Origin of the sequence: Qaidamihabitans albus, from assembly GCF_016464705.1 — a bacterium.
Lineage (GTDB): Bacteria > Actinomycetota > Actinomycetes > Mycobacteriales > Pseudonocardiaceae > Qaidamihabitans > Qaidamihabitans albus.
Map to the genome: position 1 here is coordinate 482,340 of NZ_JAEHOB010000002.1, position 17,783 is coordinate 500,122.

Annotated in this window: 13 protein-coding genes; 9 read left to right on the plus strand and 4 right to left on the minus strand. The window is 73.3% G+C overall.

What is annotated here, in order from left to right; all coding sequences use genetic code 11:
* The first annotated feature begins 400 nt into the window (after positions 1 to 400).
* From gltB to JAP66_RS05555, 3 genes are all read left to right on the plus strand, one after another.
* On the plus strand, positions 401 to 4,939 hold the full coding sequence (gltB, locus tag JAP66_RS05545; protein WP_199430454.1) for a glutamate synthase large subunit: 4,539 nt from the start codon (positions 401 to 403) through the stop codon (positions 4,937 to 4,939).
* The gene (locus JAP66_RS05550) at positions 4,932 to 6,383 is read left to right on the plus strand and encodes a glutamate synthase subunit beta (RefSeq protein WP_199430455.1); all 1,452 of its coding nucleotides are present in this window, start codon (positions 4,932 to 4,934) and stop codon (positions 6,381 to 6,383) included. Before gltB ends, JAP66_RS05550 begins: the two co-directional genes overlap by 8 nt.
* A 189-nt stretch (positions 6,384 to 6,572) precedes the next feature.
* A complete protein-coding gene (locus tag JAP66_RS05555; protein WP_199430456.1) occupies positions 6,573 to 8,477 on the plus strand; it encodes a LamG-like jellyroll fold domain-containing protein in 1,905 nt (634 codons plus the stop codon).
* Here the strand turns inward: JAP66_RS05555 and JAP66_RS05560 are convergent.
* Positions 8,452 to 9,438 (minus strand): helix-turn-helix transcriptional regulator, encoded by a 987-nt coding sequence (locus JAP66_RS05560; protein ID WP_199430457.1) that lies wholly within the window; start codon positions 9,436 to 9,438, stop codon positions 8,452 to 8,454. The genes JAP66_RS05555 and JAP66_RS05560 overlap by 26 nt on opposite strands.
* 62 nt (positions 9,439 to 9,500) lie before the next feature.
* On the opposite strand from JAP66_RS05560, the gene JAP66_RS05565 reads away from it, so the two are divergent.
* The 3 genes from JAP66_RS05565 (at position 9,501) to JAP66_RS05575 (ending at position 11,983) form a co-directional block, all read left to right on the plus strand.
* The gene (locus JAP66_RS05565) at positions 9,501 to 10,790 is read left to right on the plus strand and encodes an epoxide hydrolase family protein (RefSeq protein WP_199430458.1); all 1,290 of its coding nucleotides are present in this window, start codon (positions 9,501 to 9,503) and stop codon (positions 10,788 to 10,790) included.
* 102 nt (positions 10,791 to 10,892) lie between these two features.
* Entirely contained in the window at positions 10,893 to 11,108 is a 216-nt protein-coding gene (locus JAP66_RS05570) for a CbtB domain-containing protein (protein ID WP_199430459.1), read from the plus strand.
* Positions 11,109 to 11,215: 107 nt separating this feature from the next.
* Positions 11,216 to 11,983 carry a CbtA family protein gene (locus JAP66_RS05575; RefSeq protein ID WP_199430460.1) on the plus strand — a complete coding sequence of 256 codons (768 nt, stop codon included), beginning with the start codon at positions 11,216 to 11,218 and terminating at the stop codon, positions 11,981 to 11,983.
* On the opposite strand, the gene JAP66_RS05580 is transcribed toward JAP66_RS05575, so the two are convergent.
* A complete protein-coding gene (locus JAP66_RS05580; RefSeq protein ID WP_199430461.1) occupies positions 11,974 to 12,912 on the minus strand; it encodes a cobalamin biosynthesis protein in 939 nt (312 codons plus the stop codon). The genes JAP66_RS05575 and JAP66_RS05580 overlap by 10 nt on opposite strands.
* 36 nt (positions 12,913 to 12,948) lie before the next feature.
* Between JAP66_RS05580 and JAP66_RS05585 the strand changes: the two genes are divergently transcribed.
* From JAP66_RS05585 to JAP66_RS05595, 3 genes are read left to right on the plus strand one after another with little or no spacing between them, the layout of a single operon-like run.
* The gene (locus JAP66_RS05585; RefSeq protein ID WP_199430462.1) at positions 12,949 to 13,575 is read left to right on the plus strand and encodes a bifunctional adenosylcobinamide kinase/adenosylcobinamide-phosphate guanylyltransferase; all 627 of its coding nucleotides are present in this window, start codon (positions 12,949 to 12,951) and stop codon (positions 13,573 to 13,575) included.
* A 13-nt stretch (positions 13,576 to 13,588) separates the two neighbouring features.
* Positions 13,589 to 14,617: a nicotinate-nucleotide--dimethylbenzimidazole phosphoribosyltransferase gene (gene cobT / locus JAP66_RS05590; protein WP_199430463.1), complete on the plus strand. Its 1,029-nt coding sequence runs from the start codon at positions 13,589 to 13,591 to the stop codon at positions 14,615 to 14,617.
* Positions 14,617 to 15,366 carry an adenosylcobinamide-GDP ribazoletransferase gene (locus JAP66_RS05595; protein WP_235998760.1) on the plus strand — a complete coding sequence of 250 codons (750 nt, stop codon included), beginning with the start codon at positions 14,617 to 14,619 and terminating at the stop codon, positions 15,364 to 15,366. The genes cobT and JAP66_RS05595 overlap by 1 nt, the downstream gene beginning before the upstream one ends.
* A 7-nt stretch (positions 15,367 to 15,373) precedes the next feature.
* Here the strand turns inward: JAP66_RS05595 and cobC are convergent, their stop codons facing one another.
* Complete coding sequence (gene cobC, locus JAP66_RS05600) at positions 15,374 to 16,435, minus strand: Rv2231c family histidinol phosphate aminotransferase CobC (RefSeq protein WP_199430464.1); 1,062 nt, start codon at positions 16,433 to 16,435, stop codon at positions 15,374 to 15,376.
* The gene (locus JAP66_RS05605) at positions 16,428 to 17,783 is read right to left on the minus strand and encodes a cobyrinic acid a,c-diamide synthase CobB (RefSeq protein ID WP_199430465.1); all 1,356 of its coding nucleotides are present in this window, start codon (positions 17,781 to 17,783) and stop codon (positions 16,428 to 16,430) included. Before JAP66_RS05605 ends, cobC begins: the two co-directional genes overlap by 8 nt.

A 17,783-nucleotide genomic window follows, 5' to 3' on the forward strand; every position in this document is an offset into this window, starting at 1 on the left:
CATCAGCCGGAACAGTGCCGATGCAGCGAAACTGGCCTCCGTCAATCCGGACGTGTTGTTTCCCACGCGCAACCGTCGACCTATCCCGATAACCGGGATTTCACACTACTGTCATAAGACCGGCGAACCCGGGAGCATTCAGCGCGCGCCGGAACGGCCACCCACCCGTGTGGGCTGTTCTCGGCCGCGCCCGGACGCACAGTGACGTGCCCCCGGCCGCACGACGTGGTGTGGCCACTCGACGATGCCCGCGCCCGTCCCGGGGCCGGGACGATCGACGACTTCCCTCAACTGACCATCGCCAAACCGGGCCGGACCGTTAGCCAGGTGGAGCATCGGCGCTTCCGCCTGACCAACAGCCCGGCCCGGCCACGCCGAAGCCATAGGAGGGCGGCCAGCCGTGACCCGCCACGTACCGCACGAGCCGCGCAAGGCGCAGGGCTTGTACGACGAGCAGTACGAGCACGACGCCTGCGGCGTAGCCTTCGTCGCCGATCTCGCCGGGAGGCGCGATCACGGAATCGTGCGCAAGGCCCTCGTCGCCCTGCGCAACCTGGAGCATCGCGGTGCCCGGGGAGCCGAACCCGAGACCGGGGACGGCGCAGGCATCCTCATCCAGATCCCGGACGCCTTCTACCGGGAGGTCGCCGGCTTCGAGCTGCCCGAACCGGGCGCCTACGCGGTCGGCACGGCCTTCCTCCCGGTCGACGAGGAGGCCAGGGGCAAGGCCATGTCGACGGTCGAGCGCATCGCCGCCGAGGAGGAGATGCGCATCCTCGGCTGGCGGGAGCTGCCGGTGGACGCGGAGCACGTCGGCCCCACCGCCCGCACGACGATGCCGTACTTCGCGCAGCTGTTCCTGGCGCCGAACCGCGACGACGTGACCGGGCTGGCGCTGGAACGCGCCGCCTTCGTGGTGCGCAAGCGCGCCGAGCACGCGCTCACCGACTCCGAGGTGTACTTCCCCAGCCTGTCGGCGCGCACCATCGTCTACAAAGGAATGCTCACCGAGCCACAGGTCGAGCGGTTCTTCCCCGACCTGACCGACGAGCGGGTGACCAGCGCCATCGGCCTCGTGCACTCCCGCTTCTCCACCAACACGTTCCCGTCGTGGCCGCTGGCGCACCCGTACCGCTACGTCGCGCACAACGGCGAGATCAACACGCTGAAGGGCAACCGGAACTGGATGGACGCGCGCGAGTCGCGGCTGTCCACCGACCTGATCCCCGGTGAGCTGCGGCGTATCTACCCCGTCATCACCCGCGGCGCGAGTGACTCCGCCTCGTTCGACGAGGTGCTGGAGATGCTGCACCTCGGCGGACGGCCGCTGCCGCACGCGGTGCTGATGATGATCCCGGAGGCGTGGGAGAACCACGAGGAGATGGACCCGGCCCGCAGGGCCTTCTACGAGTTCCACTCCGCGCTGATGGAGCCGTGGGACGGCCCGGCGCTGGTGGCCTTCACCGACGGCACCCAGATCGGCGCCGTGCTCGACCGAAACGGCCTGCGCCCCGCCCGTTACTGGGTCACCGACGACGGCCTGGTCGTGCTGGCCAGCGAGGTCGGCGTGCTGGAGCTGGACCAGTCGAGCATCGTCCGGAAGGGCAGGCTGGAGCCGGGCCGGATGTTCCTCGTCGACACCGCCGAGGGGCGGATCATCGACGACGAGGAGATCAAGGGCTCGCTGGCCACCGAGCACCCGTACGACGAGTGGATCGACGCGGGGATGCTGCGGCTCGAGGAGCTGCCCGAGCGCGAGCGCGAGGTGCCCACCCACTCCTCGCTGGTGCGCCGCCAGCAGTCCTTCGGCTACACCGAGGAGGAGCTCTCCGTCCTGCTCGAACCCATGGCCCGCACCGGCGCCGAGCCGATCGGCTCGATGGGCAACGACTCGCCGCTGGCGCCGCTCTCCAGCAGGCCGCGGCAGATCTTCGACTACTTCGTCCAGCTCTTCGCGCAGGTCACCAACCCCCCGCTGGACGCCATCCGCGAGGAGCTGGTGACCGCTCTGGGCACCCAGCTCGGCTCCGAGGCGAACCTGCTGGAGGCCGGGCCCGAGCACTGCCGCAAGATCGTGCTCCCGTTCCCCGTGCTGGACAACGACGAGCTCGCCAAGCTGGTGCACGTCAACGACGACGGCACGCTGCCGGAGTTCCAGGCGGTGACCATCCGCGGCTGCTACGAGGTGGCCGGCGGCGGCGAGGCGCTGCTGCGCAGGCTGGAGGAGATCCGCACCGAGGTGTCCGAGGCCATCGCGGAGGGTGCCCGCCTGATCGTGCTGTCCGACCGCGGGGTGGACGCCGAGCACGCGGCGATCCCCTCGCTCCTGCTCACCGGCGCGGTGCACCATCACCTGGTGCGGGAGAAGAGCCGCACCCAGGTCGGCCTGGTGGTCGAGGCGGGCGATGCCCGCGAGGTGCACCACATCGCCCTGCTGATCGGCTACGGCGCGGCGGCGGTGAACCCGTACCTGGCGATGGCCACCGTGGAGGAGATGGCCGAGCAGGGGCTGATCGCGGGTGTCACCGCGAAGGACGCGACCCGCAACCTGATCAAGGCGCTCGGCAAGGGCGTGCGCAAGACGATGTCCAAGATGGGCGTCTCGACCGTCGCCTCCTACACCGGCGCGCAGATCTTCGAGGCGATCGGGCTCGGCTCCGAGGTCATCGAGACCTGCTTCACCGGCACCACGTCGCGGCTGGGCGGGGTCGGTTTCGACATGCTCGCCAGGGAGGTCGCCGAGCGGCACCGGCACGCGTTCCCCTCGGACGGCGTGCGCGCCAGCCACCGCGAGCTGGAGACCGGCGGCGACTACCAGTGGCGCCGCGAGGGCGAGCCGCACCTGTTCAACCCGCAGACGGTGTTCAAGCTCCAGCACTCCACACGCTCCGGGAAGTACGAGGTCTTCAAGGAGTACACGAAGGCTGTGGACGACCAGTCCGAGCGGCTGATGACCCTGCGCGGGCTGTTCGGGTTCAAGAAGGGCGTGCGGGAGCCGGTGCCGATCGAGGAGGTCGAGCCGGTCTCGTCGATCGTCAAACGATTCGCCACCGGCGCCATCTCCTACGGCTCGATCTCGCAGGAGATGCACCAGACCCTCGCCATCGCGATGAACCGGCTCGGCGGCAAGTCCAACACCGGTGAGGGTGGCGAGGACGCGGAGCGGCTCTACGATCCCGAGCGCCGGTCCGCGGTGAAGCAGGTCGCGAGTGGACGGTTCGGCGTGACCAGCGAGTACCTCGTCAACGCCGACGACATCCAGATCAAGATGGCGCAGGGCGCCAAGCCCGGCGAGGGCGGCCAGCTGCCCGGCAGCAAGGTGTATCCGTGGATTGCAAAGACCCGGTTCTCCACGCCCGGGGTGGGACTGATCTCGCCACCGCCGCACCACGACATCTACTCGATCGAGGACCTGGCACAGCTGATCCACGACCTGAAGAACGCCAACCCGGCGGCGCGGATCCACGTGAAGCTGGTGTCCGAGGTGGGCGTCGGCACGGTCGCCGCGGGTGTGTCCAAGGCGCATGCCGACGTGGTGCTGATCTCCGGGCACGACGGCGGCACCGGCGCGTCGCCGCTGTCGTCGATCAAGCACGCCGGGGCGCCGTGGGAGCTCGGCCTCGCCGAGACCCAGCAGACGCTGCTGGAGAACCGGCTGCGCGACCGGATCGTGGTGCAGACCGACGGTCAGCTCAAGACCGGCCGGGACGTGCTGATCGCCGCGCTGCTCGGCGCCGAGGAGTTCGGCTTCGCCACCGCTCCCCTGGTGGTGTCGGGCTGCATCATGATGCGGGTGTGCCACCTGGACACCTGCCCGGTGGGGGTCGCGACGCAGAACCCGGTGCTGCGCGAGAAGTTCTCCGGCAAGGCCGACCACGTGGTGAACTTCTTCGAGTTCGTCGCCCAGGAGGTGCGGGAGTACCTGGCCGAGCTCGGTTTCCGCTCGATCGACGAGGCCATCGGGCGCGCCGAGGTGCTGGACACGCGGGCCGCGGTGGAGCACTGGAAGGCCACCGGCCTGGACCTCTCGCCGATCTTCCACGTGCCCGAGCTGGAGCCGCGGGCGGCGCGGCACCAGGTGGTCACGCAGGACCACGGGCTGGACAAGGCGCTGGACAACACGCTGATCCAGCTCGCCGAGGGTGCGCTGAGCTCGGGCGACAAGGTGCGGCTGGAACTGCCGGTACGCAACGTGAACCGCACGGTCGGCACGATGCTCGGCTCCGAGCTCACCAAGCACTGGGGCGGTGACGGCCTTCCGGACGACACGATCGACATCACGTTCACCGGCACGGCCGGCCAGTCGTTCGGCGCGTTCGTGCCGAGGGGCATCACGCTGCGTCTCGTCGGCGACGCCAACGACTACGTGGGCAAGGGCCTCTCCGGTGGCCGGATCGTCGTGCGGCCGCCGAAGGAGGCGCAGTTCGCCGCCGAGGAGCACATCATCGCGGGCAACGTGATCTGCTACGGCGCGACGAGCGGCGAGATCTTCCTGCGGGGCAAGGTCGGCGAGCGATTCTGTGTGCGCAACTCGGGCGCGCTGGCCGTCGTCGAGGGCGTCGGCGACCACGGGTGCGAGTACATGACCGGCGGCCGGGTGGTCGTGCTCGGGCCGACCGGCCGGAATTTCGCGGCGGGCATGTCGGGCGGTATCGCCTACGTGCTGGACCTGACGCTGGGCCGCGTCAACCGCGAGATGGTGGATCTCGACGCGCTCGACGACGAGGACGTGGAGTTCCTGCGCGAAGCCGTGGAACGGCACTACACCGAGACCTCCTCGGCCGTGGCGCACGCGCTGCTCACCGACTGGGAGGCGGCGCTGCCGCGGTTCGCGAAGGTCATGCCGAAGGACTACAAGCGCGTCCTGCGCGCGCAGGCCGCGGCCGAGCGCGACGGCAGGGACGTGAACGAGGCGATCATGGAGGCGGCACATGGCTGACCCGAAGGGTTTCCTGACCACTCCCCGGGAGACGCCGAAGTCGCGTCCCGTGGACGTGCGGATCAAGGACTGGCGTGAGGTCTACGAGGACTTCGAGCGCACGAAGCTGGAGAAGCAGGCGGGCCGCTGCATGGACTGCGGCATCCCGTTCTGCCACCAGGGCTGTCCACTCGGGAACCTCATCCCGGAGTGGAACACGCTGGTGTGGCGCGAGGACTGGCGGGACGCCATCGAGCGCCTGCACGCCACGAACAACTTCCCCGAGTTCACCGGCACCCTGTGCCCCGCACCGTGCGAGACCGCGTGCGTGCTGGGCATCAACGACGACCCGGTGACGATCAAGCGCGTCGAGATCTCGATCATCGACCGCGCGTTCGAGGAGGGCTGGGTCAAGCCCGAGATCCCGGAGACCAGGACCGGCAAGAAGGTCGCTGTGGTTGGTTCGGGTCCCTCGGGGCTGGCGGCGGCGCAGCAGCTCACCCGCGCCGGGCACGACGTGGTCGTGTTCGAGCGGGCCGACGCGATCGGCGGGCTGCTGCGGTACGGCATTCCCGAGTTCAAGATGGAGAAGAACCGGCTGGACCGGCGGCTCGAGCAGATGCGGGCCGAGGGCACCGAGTTCCGCACGAACGTCAACGTGGGCGTGGACATCACCGGCGAGCGGCTGCGGGCCGAGTACGACGCGATCGTGCTGGCCGGCGGGGCGACGGCCTGGCGTGACCTGCCGATCGCCGGGCGGGACGTGCCCGGTGTGTACCAGGCGATGGAGTACCTGCCGCCCGCGAACCGGGTCGCCAGCGGCGAGCTGGCACGGCCGCCGATCGACGCGGCGGGCAAGGACGTCGTGGTGATCGGCGGCGGTGACACCGGGGCGGACTGCGTCGGCACGGCACACCGCCAGGGCGCCCGGTCGGTGACGCAGCTGGAGATCATGCCGAAGCCGCCTTCGTCGCGGCCGGACGAGCAGCCGTGGCCCACCTACCCGATGATCTACCGCGTCTCCTCGGCCCACGAGGAGGGCGGCGAGCGGCTCTACTCGGTGAACACGCAGGAGTTCCTCGCCGACGACGAGGGCAACCTGCGGGCGCTGCAGCTGGTCGAGGTGCGCAACGAGGGCGGCAGATTCGTGCCGGTCGAGGGCACCGAGCAGGAGCTGCCCGCGCAGCTGGCGCTGCTCGCGATGGGCTTCGTCGGCCCGCAGCGGGAAGGGCTGCTGGACGAGCTGGGCGTCGAGCTGGACCAGCGCGGCAACGTCGCGCGGGACACGACCTACCGGACGAGTCTGGACAAGGTGTTCGTCGCCGGCGACATGGGCCGTGGCCAGTCGCTGATCGTGTGGGCCATCGCGGAGGGCCGTTCGGCCGCCGCGGGGGTGGACGCCTACCTCACCGGCCGGGACGTGCTGCCCGCGCCGATCGCGCCCACCGAGCGCCCGATCGCCTGAACAGTCCCACCGCTCGTGAGTGCGCAGCCGCGTTCTAACTCGGCTGCGCACTCACGAGCCGGCCTGGGCGTCGTGGGCCGCCGCGCGTGATCATCACCCGAACGTGGCACGCGGTTCGGCCGTACGTCACCGGCAGGCCAGCTGTGCTCCGCACGCTGGGCTCGGACATTCCGAGCCTGGGAGAACAGCGTGGACACAGCGAACACAGAGGGCACAGGGGACACAACAGACAGAGCCCCGGCAGCCGGCGACGTCACCCGCCGCACCCTGCTGCGGATCGCGGCGGGAACGCCGGTCGCCGCGGCGGCTCTCTCCGCGGGCACCGCTGCCGCCGGGACGCGTGCGGCCCGCACGGAGGCCGGTGATCCGGAGAGCCCGCGGTTCACGCTGGCCGTGCTGCCCGACACCCAGTACCTGATCGACGAGGGCGGCTCGGATCCCGAGCCGGTGCGGGCGGCGCTGCGTCACGCCGTGCGCTCGCGCCGGGAGGCGAACATCGTGTTCCTCGCGCACCTCGGTGACGTCACCGAGCACGGCAGCGACGCCGAGATGCGCGTCGCCGACGAGGTGTTCCGCACGGTGCACGGCAAGCTGCCCTACAGCGTGATCGCGGGCAACCACGACGTCTCCGGCACCGACCAGCGCGGCGACACGCCGTACCTGCGCACGTTCGGCCCGCGCCGCTTCGCCAGGGTGGAGACCTACGGCGGCTCCTCGCCGGACGGCTACAACAGCTTCCACGTCTTCCGCGCCGGTGGCCGCGAGTGGCTGCTGCTCGCGATGGACTGGCGCGTGTCCGACGGCGGCATCGCCTGGGCGCGGCGGGTCGTCGCCGACCACCCGGCGCTGCCCGCGATCCTGACCACGCACGACCTCGTCCACGCCGACGACGCGGGCGACGCCCGGCTCTCCGAGCACGGGCAACGGCTCTGGGACGGGCTGATCCGCCGCAGCGACCAGATCTTCCTGACGCTCAGCGGCCACTACTGGCCGCCCGGCCGCACCGTCCTCACCAACGACCACGGCAACCCGGTGCACCTGCACATCACCAACTACCAGGACCGCTACTACGGCGGCGCCGGCATGCTCCGGCTCTACTCGTTCGACCTCGCGCGGAACGTGCTCGACGTCGAGACGTTCTCGCCGTGGCTGCTCGCCCGCAGGCCCGCCCAGCGCACGCAGCTGGAGGCGGAGACCGTGGAGCTCACCGGCGATGTCGACCGGTTCAGCGTCGAACTCGACTTCGACCGCCGCTTCGCCGGCTTCGCCCCGCTGGTGCCGCCCCCGCCGCGGCCCGCCGGGACGGTGCTGCTCCGCGACACCGTGGCGTACTGGCGCTTCGACGGCTCCGGGCTCGTCGCGGGCCGGGACGGCGGCCCGGTACCGGCCGGTGCCGTCGCCCGCGACCTGTCCGGCCACGGCAACGACCTCACCGTCGAGCGGCTGCACGCGAGCGGGCCGGACGTGCTGACGTTCTCGGCCGAGCACCACCACACGCAGCCCGCGCACGCGAGCCTTCGGTTCGGCGGCGGCAAGAACCCCGACCGGGGCGCCGCGCTGCGGACCGGCGTGAACGCGCCGCTCAACAGCATGACGTTCGAGCGCGGCTACACCATCGAGACGTTCCTCAAGCTGCCCGAGCCGTTCGAGGGCGACCACGCGTGGATGGGAATCCTGAGCTGGGAGGGCCGGGCCGGGGACGCGGGCAAGACCAGCGGCTGGTCGCCGGACGAGCCGACGTGCAGCCTCAACCTCTCCGGGGAGCGGTTCCTGCAGTTCGTGGTCTATCCCACCGACCGCGACGCCGACCCGACGTCGTGGAGCCACGCCGTGCCGGTGGGCCGCTGGATGCACGTGGCGGTCGTCAACGACGGCAGGCACACCGTCACCTACGTGGACGGTTCGCGGATCGCCCGCAACGCCGCCGAACGCTCGCACGGCATCACGACGCTCGGCAAGCCGTTCGCGCTCGGCGGCACCCAGTTCGCCGAGCGCTACGGACAGGGCTTCTACGGCTGGCTCGGCGACACCCGGATCGTCGCCCGCGCGCTGCGGCCGGAGCAGTTCCTCAGCGCGACGGGTCGCCGCCCGTGAACGGTGCCGCGGCGACCGCGCGCCGGTAGCGCCGCGCCAGCAGGCGGACGTGCTCGACCAGTTCGGGCGGCTCGGTGACCTCGAAGTCGGCGTCGAGCAGGCCGAGGTAGTGCGCGAGCCGGGCGGGCGAGTCCGAGCCGGCGCTGATCACGCAGGTCCGCTCGTCCAGCTCGGCCACGGACACCACCGCGGGGAGCTGCGGCCGGATGACCTCAACGGGTGCGTGCACGACGATCCGTGCCCGCACCTGCCAGGTCGCGGTGTCCAGCCCCGCGGAGACGTAGCGCGCTACACCGCCCTCGGGTTCCTCGCGGGGAGTGAACCGGGGCCCGTTGGGGACGCGCAGCCGCATGCGGTCGGCGCGGAAGGTGCGCCAGCCCGCCCTGCCGGTGTCCCAGGCGAGCAGGTACCAGCGCCCCCTGGTGTGCACGAGACGGTGCGGCTCGGCGTCCCGGCCGGTCACGGTTGCGTCGTGGCCGGTGTAGTCGAAACGGAGCCGTTCGTTGTCGCGGGCCGCCGCCACGATGGCGGTGAGCGTGTCGGCGTCCACCGCCGGGCCGGCACCGGGCACCGGCACCACGTAGTCGCGCAGGTTGTGCACCCGGCGGCGGAGCCGGGAGGGCAGCATCCGTTCCAGCTTCGCCAGCGCCCGCAGCGAGGACTCCTCGATGCCGGTCACCGCGCCGTTGCCGGTACCGATCCGGAGCCCGACCGCGACCGCCACGGCCTCGTCGTCGTCGAGCAGCAGCGGTGGCAGCGACGTGCCTGCGCCGAGCCGGTAGCCGCCCGCGGCGCCCCGGATCCCGTGCACGGGGTAGCCGAGGTCGCGCAGCCGCTCGATGTCGTTGCGCACGGTGCGAACGGTCACCCCGAGCCGCCCGGCCAGCTCGGGTCCGGTCCAGTCCCTCGGGGTCTGCAGCAGGGACAGCAGGCGCAGCAGCCGCTGCGGGGTGTCGGACATCTTTCGATCCTGGCACGGAAACAGGAACTGTTCGTGCCTGTTTGGTTCCTAGTGTTCGCGGCATGGACACCAACACCGAGATCCGTCCCTTCCGTATCGACATCCCGCAACACGACCTCGACGACCTGCGGTCCAGGCTGGCCGCCACCCGCTGGCCGCAGCAGCTGCCCGGCACCGGCTGGGAGCGCGGCGTGCCCGCGTCCTACCTCCGGGAACTGGCCGGCTACTGGGCCGACGGCTTCGACTGGCGTGCCAGGGAACGTGAGCTCAACGAGCTGCCGCAGTTCGTCACCACGATCGAGGGCCAGGACTTCCACTTCGTGCACGTCCGCTCGGCCGAGCCGGACGCGCTGCCGCTGATCCTGAGCCACGGCTGGCCGGGCTCGTTCGTGGACTTCCTCAGGGTGATCGGGCCGCTCACCGACCCGGTGGCCCACGGCGGCGATCCCGCGGACGCGTTCGACGTGGTGATTCCCTCACTGCCCGGGTTCGGCTTCTCCACGCCGGTCCGCGAAGCGGGTTGGGGCAACCTGTTCCGGGTGGCCGGCGCGTTCGCCGAGCTGATGAGCAGGCTGGGCTACGAACGGTTCGGCGCGCACGGCGGCGACATCGGTGCGGGGCTGACCGGCCTGCTCGGCATGATCGCGCCACACCGGGTGACCGGCACGCATATCAACGGACCCGCGCCCGCGTTCCCGTTCGGGCCGCCGGTCGACCCGGCCGGACTGTCCGAAGCGGACACGCTGCGAGCCGAGCGGTTCAACGAGTTCCAGCGGGAGGGCCTCGGCTACCTCCACCTGCAGGCCACCAGGCCGCAGACCCTCGCCTACGCGCTGAACGACTCGCCCGCCGGGCAGCTCGCCTGGATCGTCGAGAAGTTCCGGGAATGGACCGACCCTGGCGCCGAACTGCCGGACGAGGCAGTGGACCGCGACCAGCTGCTCACCAACGTCAGCCTGTACTGGTTCACCGGCAGCGGCGCCTCCTCGGCCCACAGCACCTACGAGGGGATGCGGGCCTACCGGGAGATCGCCGAGTCCGCGGGCGACGGCGCCGCGGCGGAGGCACCCGCGCAGCCGCAAGGAGTCGCGGTGTTCGCGGGGGACGACAGCATCCGCGAGCTGGTCGACCCGGCCGGGCACGCCGCGCGCTGGACGGAGTACGACCGGGGCGGTCACTTCCCGGCCTACGAGGCACCCGACCTGCTCACCGGCGACATCCGCGAGTTCTTCCGCACCGTGCGCCGACCCGGGAGGACCGCGTGGCCCATGCCGCGATCACGTCACATTGACACCGCGCAGCCGGCGAACTTACGCTCGACCGGCTGCGCGATGGCGGCCGGAAGCCGGTGAGATTCCGCACGGTCGCGCCACTGTAACCGAGTCACTCGGAAGTCAGACCCGCCGTCATCGCAACCGTCCCAACAGGGCCGCGCCAAGCCCGAGGAGGTCCCGATGTCGCAGGCGACTGCCACCGTCCCGCATCCCGTCCAGGTCAGCATCCCGCTCCGGGAGATCGTCCCGTGGGCGATCTTCGTCGGAATCCTGTCGCTGATCGTGCTGTTCTTCGTGAGCACCGAGGCGGGCGCGGTGGAACTGTTCGCCGGCAACGGGCTCGTGCACGAGTTCGTGCACGACGGCAGGCACCTGCTGGCCTTCCCCTGCCACTGACCGAGCATCCGAGCACGTCCGTGCCCCGTCGAGGGCATGGCCGAACGCGCCCGGCGAAGCCCCACGACGGTGGCCGCGGCGCGGCCCAGCGGCAGGGAGAGACCGCCATGATGAGGAACCTGCTGGTCCGCGGAATGCTCGCGGGCCTGATCGCCGGTGTGCTGGCGACCCTGTTCGCCTACTTCTTCGGTGAGCCGTCCGTCAACGTCGCGATCGGCCTGGAGGAGTCCGGCGGGCACTCGCACGCGACCGCCGAGGGCGGGCACGGGCACGGCGGCGGTGAGGACGAGGAACTCGTCAGCAGGGGCGTGCAGAGCACGGTGGGCCTGCTCACCGGCATCGGCGCGTACGGCATCGCCATCGGCGGGCTGTTCGCCGTCGCGTTCGCGTTCCTGCACGGCAGGGTCGGCACGCTGCGGCCGAGGCTGACCTCGGCGCTGCTCGCCGCGGGCGCGTTTGCCGTGGTCGTACTGGTGCCGTTCCTCAAGTACCCGGCCAACCCGCCCGCGGTGGGGTCGGCCGGGACGATCGGCGACCGCACCGCGCTGTACTTCGGCTTCGCCGCGCTGTCGCTGGTCGCTGGGATCGCCGCGGTGGTCGGCGGCCGCGGGCTGGCCGACCGGTTCGGCGCGTGGTGGGGCGGCCTGCTCGGCATGGGCGGTTACATCGTCGTGATGGCGGTGTGCGCGGCGCTGCTGCCGGTCGTCGACGAGGTGCCTGCCGAGTTCCCCGGTTCGACACTGTGGACGTTCCGCACCGCGGCGCTGGGCACGCAACTGGTGCTGTGGTCCGCGCTCGGCCTCACGTTCGGCGCGTTCGCCGAGCGGGTGCTGCGCGAGCGTGCCAAGGCCCCGGCACCGGCGGGTCAGCGATAGCGGGCCAGCGCCGCGCCTGCGGCCAGCGCGGCGAGCCCGACGGCCCGGGAAAGGCGCACCGACCGGCGCAGGTCGGCGGTGCCCGGCTCGGGGCCGTCACCGAGGGGGCCACGATCCTCGACGCGGCCGCCGTAGCTGTTCGTCCCGCCCAGCCGTACCCCGAGTGCCCCGGCGAACGCCGCCTCCACCGGTCCGGCGTTCGGGCTCGGATGGTGGGCCGCGTCCCGCCGCCACGCGCGCCACGCAAGGGCCGGGCGCCCGCCGACGAGCGGCGCGGCCAGCACGGCGCTCGCCGCGCTGAGCCGGGCCGGCAGCACGTTGGCCACGTCGTCGGCCCGCGCGGCGGCCCAGCCGAACCGGGCGTGGCGCGGGGTGCGGTGCCCGACCATCGCGTCGAGCGTGTTGAGCGCCCGGTAACCGAGCAGGCCGGGTATCCCGGCCAGCCCGCCCCACACGAGCGGGGCGACCACCGCGTCGGACGTGTTCTCCGCGATCGACTCGGTCGCCGCCCGCGCCAGCGCCGCCGGGCCGAGCGTGCCGGCGTCGCGGCCGCACAGGTGCGACAGCCTCCGGCGGGCCGCGGCCACGTCCCCGGCGTCGAGCAGCCTCACCATCTCGGCCCCCTCACCGGCGAGCCCGCGGCCACCGAGCACGGCCCAGGTCGCCACGGCCGTCACGGCGAAGCGGCCGAGCGGCCGGTGGCGGGTGACGGCCTCCAGCGCGGCCCCGGCGACGGTCGCCGCGCCCGCGCAGGTGGCCGCGTAGAGCACGCCACGCTGCCGCGAGTCGGCCCAGACGCGTTGTTCGAGCGCGGCGGCGGCCCTGCCGAACCAGGCGACGGGATGGCCGCGCCGGGGATCTCCGAAGATCGCGTCGGCCGCATAACCTGCGACGATCCCGGCTGCGGCGAGCTGTTTGCGATCGGGCACAGCGCGAACCCTAATCCGTCGGCAAGAATGCCCGGCATGATGAACGATCGGAGGCGGCGGATCGCCGATCTCACGGCCACCCGGCTGGAGACGGCCGCCGCGCTGGTGCGCCGCTACGGCCGCCGCGGGCAGGGCAACGGCCGGGTGCTGATCCTGGGCGGGGTGCGCTCGGGCAAGTCGCGGCACGCCGAGCAGCTGATGGCCCGCTACAACCATGTCGTCTACGTCGCCGCGGGGCTGCCCCCCGGCGACGACGACGCCGAGTGGGCCGCGCGGGTGGCCGCGCACCGCGCGCGCAGGCCGGCGCACTGGCGCACCGTGGAGACCACCGACCTGGCCGGGGCACTGCGCGCGGCGACCGCGCCCACGCTCATCGACTGCCTCGGCACCTGGGTGAGCCGGGTCCTCGACGAGGTCGGCGCCTGGCAGCAGGAGGAGGGCTGGCAGCAACGCGTCGACGAGCGGCTGCACGACTTCCTGGACGCCTGGCGGGCCACGACGATCCCGGTGGTGGCCGTGAGCAACGAGGTAGGCAGCGGGATCGTGCCGCCGACGGTGGCGGGCCGGGTCTTCCGCGACGTGCTCGGTGCCCTGAACACCGCGGTGGCCGCGGAGTCGCACGGCACCCGGCTCGTGGTGGCGGGCAAGGTGGTGCACCTGTGAACAAGGAGTCCATGTGAGGTTCGACATCCCGGCGCTCGACGAGCGGGCGCGCACGGCGGCGCAGGAACGGCTCGACGGGCTGGTCAAGCCGCTCGGCGCGCTCGGCAGGCTGGAGGAGCTGGCCGCGTGGCTGTGCGCCGCGCACGGCACCGTGCCGCCGCGCCCGCTCGACGATGTGCGCGTGGTGGTGTTCGCCGGTGACCACGGCGTGGCCACCGCGCCCGGCGTCTCCGCCTACCCGCGGGAGATCACCGCGGCGATGGTGCGGGTGTTCCTGGCGGGCACCAGCGGCGTCAACGTGCTCGCCGCGCAGGCCGGTGCGCGGGTCCGGGTGCTCGACCTGGCCGTGGACGGCGATCTCGGCGACGTACCGGCCGCGGTGGGCGCCCACAAGGTCCGGCGCGGCTCCGGCGCCATCGACGTCACCGACGCCCTCGCGCCGGGGGAGGCGGAACGTGCTTTCGCCGAGGGCAGGGCGATCGCCGACGAGGAGGTCGACGGCGGCGCCGACCTGCTGATCCCCGGCGACATGGGCATCGGCAACACCACGGTCGCCGCCGCGCTGGTCGCCGCGGCGCTCGGACTGCCCGCCGCGGACGTGGTGGGCACCGGCACCGGGGTGGACGAGGCGGGGCGCGCGCGCAAGGTCGCGGTCGTCGAGGCGGCGCTGGCCAGGGCCGGTGCGCGCGCCACCGACCCGCTCGACCTGCTGACCGCGCTCGGCAGTGCCTGCGCGGCGGCGACCGCGGGCTTCCTCGTGCAGGCCGCCGTGCGCGGGGTCCCGGTGCTGCTGGACGGTGTGTTCTCCGGGGCCGCGGCGATCGTCGCGCGGGAGATCGCGCCCGCGGCCGCCCAGTGGTGGCTGGCCGGGCACCGCTCCACCGAGCCGTCCCAGGCCTACGCGCTCAAGGCGCTCGGCCTGGAACCGATCCTGGACCTCGGGCTGCGGCTCGGGGAGGGCAGCGGCGCGGTCCAGGCGGTGGCGGTGCTGCGCAACGCGCGCGCCGTGCTGGCCGGGATGGGGTCGCTGGCCGACCTGTGATGCGCGACTCCGTCCGGATGGCGCTGGGCACGCTGACGGCGCTGCCGGTGCCCGCGCCCCGGGTGATCGACCGGCGGGTGGCGGGTGGCGCGATGCTGCTCGCGCCCGTCGCCGCGGTGCCGCTCGCGGTGCTCGCGGGCCTGATCGTGCTCGGCGGCGAGCTCGCCGGGCTGCCCGCGCTGGTGACGGCGGCACTCGCGGTGGGCGCGGTGGCGCTGGCCGGACGCGGGCTGCACCTGGACGGGCTGGCCGACACCGCCGACGGGCTCGCCGCGTCCTACGACCGCGAGCGGGCCCTGGAGATCATGCGCCGGGGTGACTCCGGCCCGGCCGGGGTGGCCACCCTGGTGCTCGTGCTGATCGTGCAGAGCGCGGCGCTGGCCGGCGCGGTCGTGGCGGGGCACGGGGTGGCCGCCGCCGCGATCGGGGTGGTCGCCGGGCGGGCGGTGCTGCCCCTGTGCTGTGTCCGCGGGGTGCCCTCGGCGCGGCCGGACGGGCTGGGCGCGACGGTCGCGGGTGCGGTGCCGGTCCCCGCGGCCGTGGCGGTGCCGCTGCTGGTCGCGGGGCTCGCCGCGGCGGCGCCCGGCCTGCCGTGGTGGCGCGGGCCGCTCGCGGTGGTGGCCTGCTGCGCCGTCGCGGGACTGCTGCTGCTGCGCTGCGTGCGCCGTCTCGGCGGCACCACGGGCGACGTGCTCGGCGCCTGCGTGGAAGCGGGAACCGCCGCCGCCCTCGTCCTCGTGAGTGCGTAGCCGCGTTCTAACTCGTGTGCGCACTCACGAGTCGTTGTGCGGTGGCCAGCGCGTCGAGGAGGCCGCGCGTGGTGGCGGGGTCGCGGACCGCGATCCGCAGCCAGTCCTCGTCCAGCCCGGGGAACGTGTCGCCGCGGCGCACCGCGTATCCGGCGGCCCGCAGCGCCAGCCGCACCTGCCCGGCCCGCGGCAGCCGCACCAGCACGAACGGCCCGCGCGGCGCACCCGCGACGTGCACGCCCAGCTCGCGCAGCCCGGCGACCAGCTCAGCCCGGTCCCGCTCCGCGGCCCGCGCCAGCTCCCCGGCCTCGGCGAGCGCAGCCGGGCGGCTGCACGCCACCATCGCCACCGCGGCCGGCGTGGACACCGACCACGGCGGCTGCGCGGCCCGCAGCCGCTCGGCGACCGCGGGCTCGGCGAGCAGGTAGCCGGCCCGCAGACCGGCGATCCCCCACGTCTTGGTGAGGCTGCGCAGCACCACCACACCGGGCAGGCGCTCGCCCGCGAGGCTCTCCGGTTCGCCGGGCACGGCGTCGATGAACGCCTCGTCCACCACCACGATCCGGCCCGGCCGGCACAGCCGCCGCAGCGCCGCCGCCGGATGCAGCACGGACGTGGGGTTCGTCGGGTTGCCGACGAAGACCAGATCCGCGTGCTCCGGCACGGCGCCCGGATCCAGCACGAAGCCGCCGGCCGCGGACAGCGGCACGCGCAGCACCGGGTGCCCGGCGGCCCGCAGCGCCGCCTCCGGCTCGGTGAACTGCGGGTGCACCACGGCCGTGTTCCGTGGGCGCAGCGCGTTCGCCAGCAGGGTGAACGCCTCCGCCGCGCCCGCGGTCGGCAGGACGTCGGCGGGTTCCCGGCCGTGCCGCGCGGCGATCGCCTCGGTGGCCGCCCGGACATCCGGGTAGGCGGCGAGGCCGGTGAGGCAGCGGGCCAGCTCGTCGCGCAGCCACTCCGGCGGCGTGGCCATCCGCACGTTGACCGCGAGATCGACCAGGCCACCGCCGACCTCCCGGTCGCCGTGGTGGCGCAGGTCGTACCCGCCCTGGTCGACGGGGTCAGCCACCGGGCACCGTCTCGTGCCGGTGTGCCGCCGCCGCGAACGCCGCCGCCAGCTCCGGGTGACCCGCCCAGTGCACGTGCAGGTAGGAGGCGTGCAGGGTCGGCGTCGCGAAACCCTCCGGCTGCCCGTCCCACTGCCACGCGGGCGTGCCGCCGTGCCGCGGCTCGACGACCGTGCGATGGAACTCGTGCCCGGTCACCGTGCCGCCCCGCTCGGCGAGCACGTTCGCCGTCGGCGCGCTCGCCCGGCGATAGCCGAGCGCACCCCGCTCCGTCATCCGCGCCGTGGCGTCGAGCGCACCGACCATCGGCAGCCCGTCCAGCTCCCGGCACAGGTAGAGCAGCCCGGCGCACTCCGCACTCACCGGCATGCCGCGCCGGACAGCGGCGGCCACCTGCTCGCGCAGCACGGCGTTCGCCGAGATCGCCTCCGCGTGCACCTCGGGGAAGCCGCCGCCGAAGTAGAGGCCCGCGCAGCCAGGCGGCAGTGCCTCGTCGTGCATCGGGTCGAGGTCCACCACGTCGACACCCGCCGCGTCCAGCAGCTCCGCGGTCTCGGTGTAGCGGAAGGTGAACGCCTGGCCGCCTGCCGCGGCCACCACCGCCCGCCGCGCAAGGGGCCGCACCTGCGCTGCCGGATCCCACACCGGCCCGGACAGTGCGGGGGCGGTGCGGGCGACCCGCTCGACGGCGCCTAGATCGACGCCCCCGGCGACCCACCGCGCCAGCCGGGGCAGGGTCTGCCGCGACTCGCCCGCGCGCTCCGCCGCCGGGACCAGCCCGAGGTGCCTGCTCGGCGCGTGGATCTCGTCGCTGCGCCGCAACGCGCCGAGCACCGGGATGCCCGTCGGCGCGAGGGCCGCGCGGATCTCGTCCTCGTGCCGCTGCGAGCCCAGCTTGTTCAGGATCACCCCGGCCAGCCGTACCCGCGGGTCGTAGTGCGCGAACCCGTACACCACGGCCGCGACGCTGCGGCTGGCCGCGCCCGCGTCCACCACGAGCACCACCGGCGCTTCGACCAGCCGCGCGACGTGCGCGGTGGAGGCGTAGCCCTCGGTGCCGAGCGCGCCGTCGAACAGGCCCATCACGCCCTCGATCACGGCGATCTCCGCGGTGCGGCAACCGTGCCGCAGCAGGGGCACCACCCGCTGCTCGCCCTGCAGGAACGGGTCGAGGTTGCGGGCGGGCAACCCGGTCGCCAGCGCGTGGTAGCTCGGGTCGATGAAGTCAGGCCCCACCTTGTGCCCGGAGACCTGGCGGCCGCGCTCGCGCAGCGCCGCCATCAGGCCGGTCGCGACGGTCGTCTTGCCGTGCCCGGAGCCCGGCGCGGCGATGACGAGACGGGCTACCAC

What these genes read in the sequence shown, in the direction of transcription:
- JAP66_RS05550 (WP_199430455.1), top strand. Translation starts at nt 4,932, where the DNA reads ATGGCTGACCCGAAGGGTTTCCTGACCACTCCCCGGGAGACGCCGAAG.
- JAP66_RS05560 (WP_199430457.1), bottom strand. Translation starts at nt 9,438, where the DNA reads ATGTCCGACACCCCGCAGCGGCTGCTGCGCCTGCTGTCCCTGCTGCAG.
- JAP66_RS05565 (WP_199430458.1), top strand. Translation starts at nt 9,501, where the DNA reads ATGGACACCAACACCGAGATCCGTCCCTTCCGTATCGACATCCCGCAA.
- JAP66_RS05570 (WP_199430459.1), top strand. Translation starts at nt 10,893, where the DNA reads ATGTCGCAGGCGACTGCCACCGTCCCGCATCCCGTCCAGGTCAGCATC.
- JAP66_RS05575 (WP_199430460.1), top strand. Translation starts at nt 11,216, where the DNA reads ATGATGAGGAACCTGCTGGTCCGCGGAATGCTCGCGGGCCTGATCGCC.
- JAP66_RS05585 (WP_199430462.1), top strand. Translation starts at nt 12,949, where the DNA reads ATGATGAACGATCGGAGGCGGCGGATCGCCGATCTCACGGCCACCCGG.
- JAP66_RS05595 (WP_235998760.1), top strand. Translation starts at nt 14,617, where the DNA reads ATGCGCGACTCCGTCCGGATGGCGCTGGGCACGCTGACGGCGCTGCCG.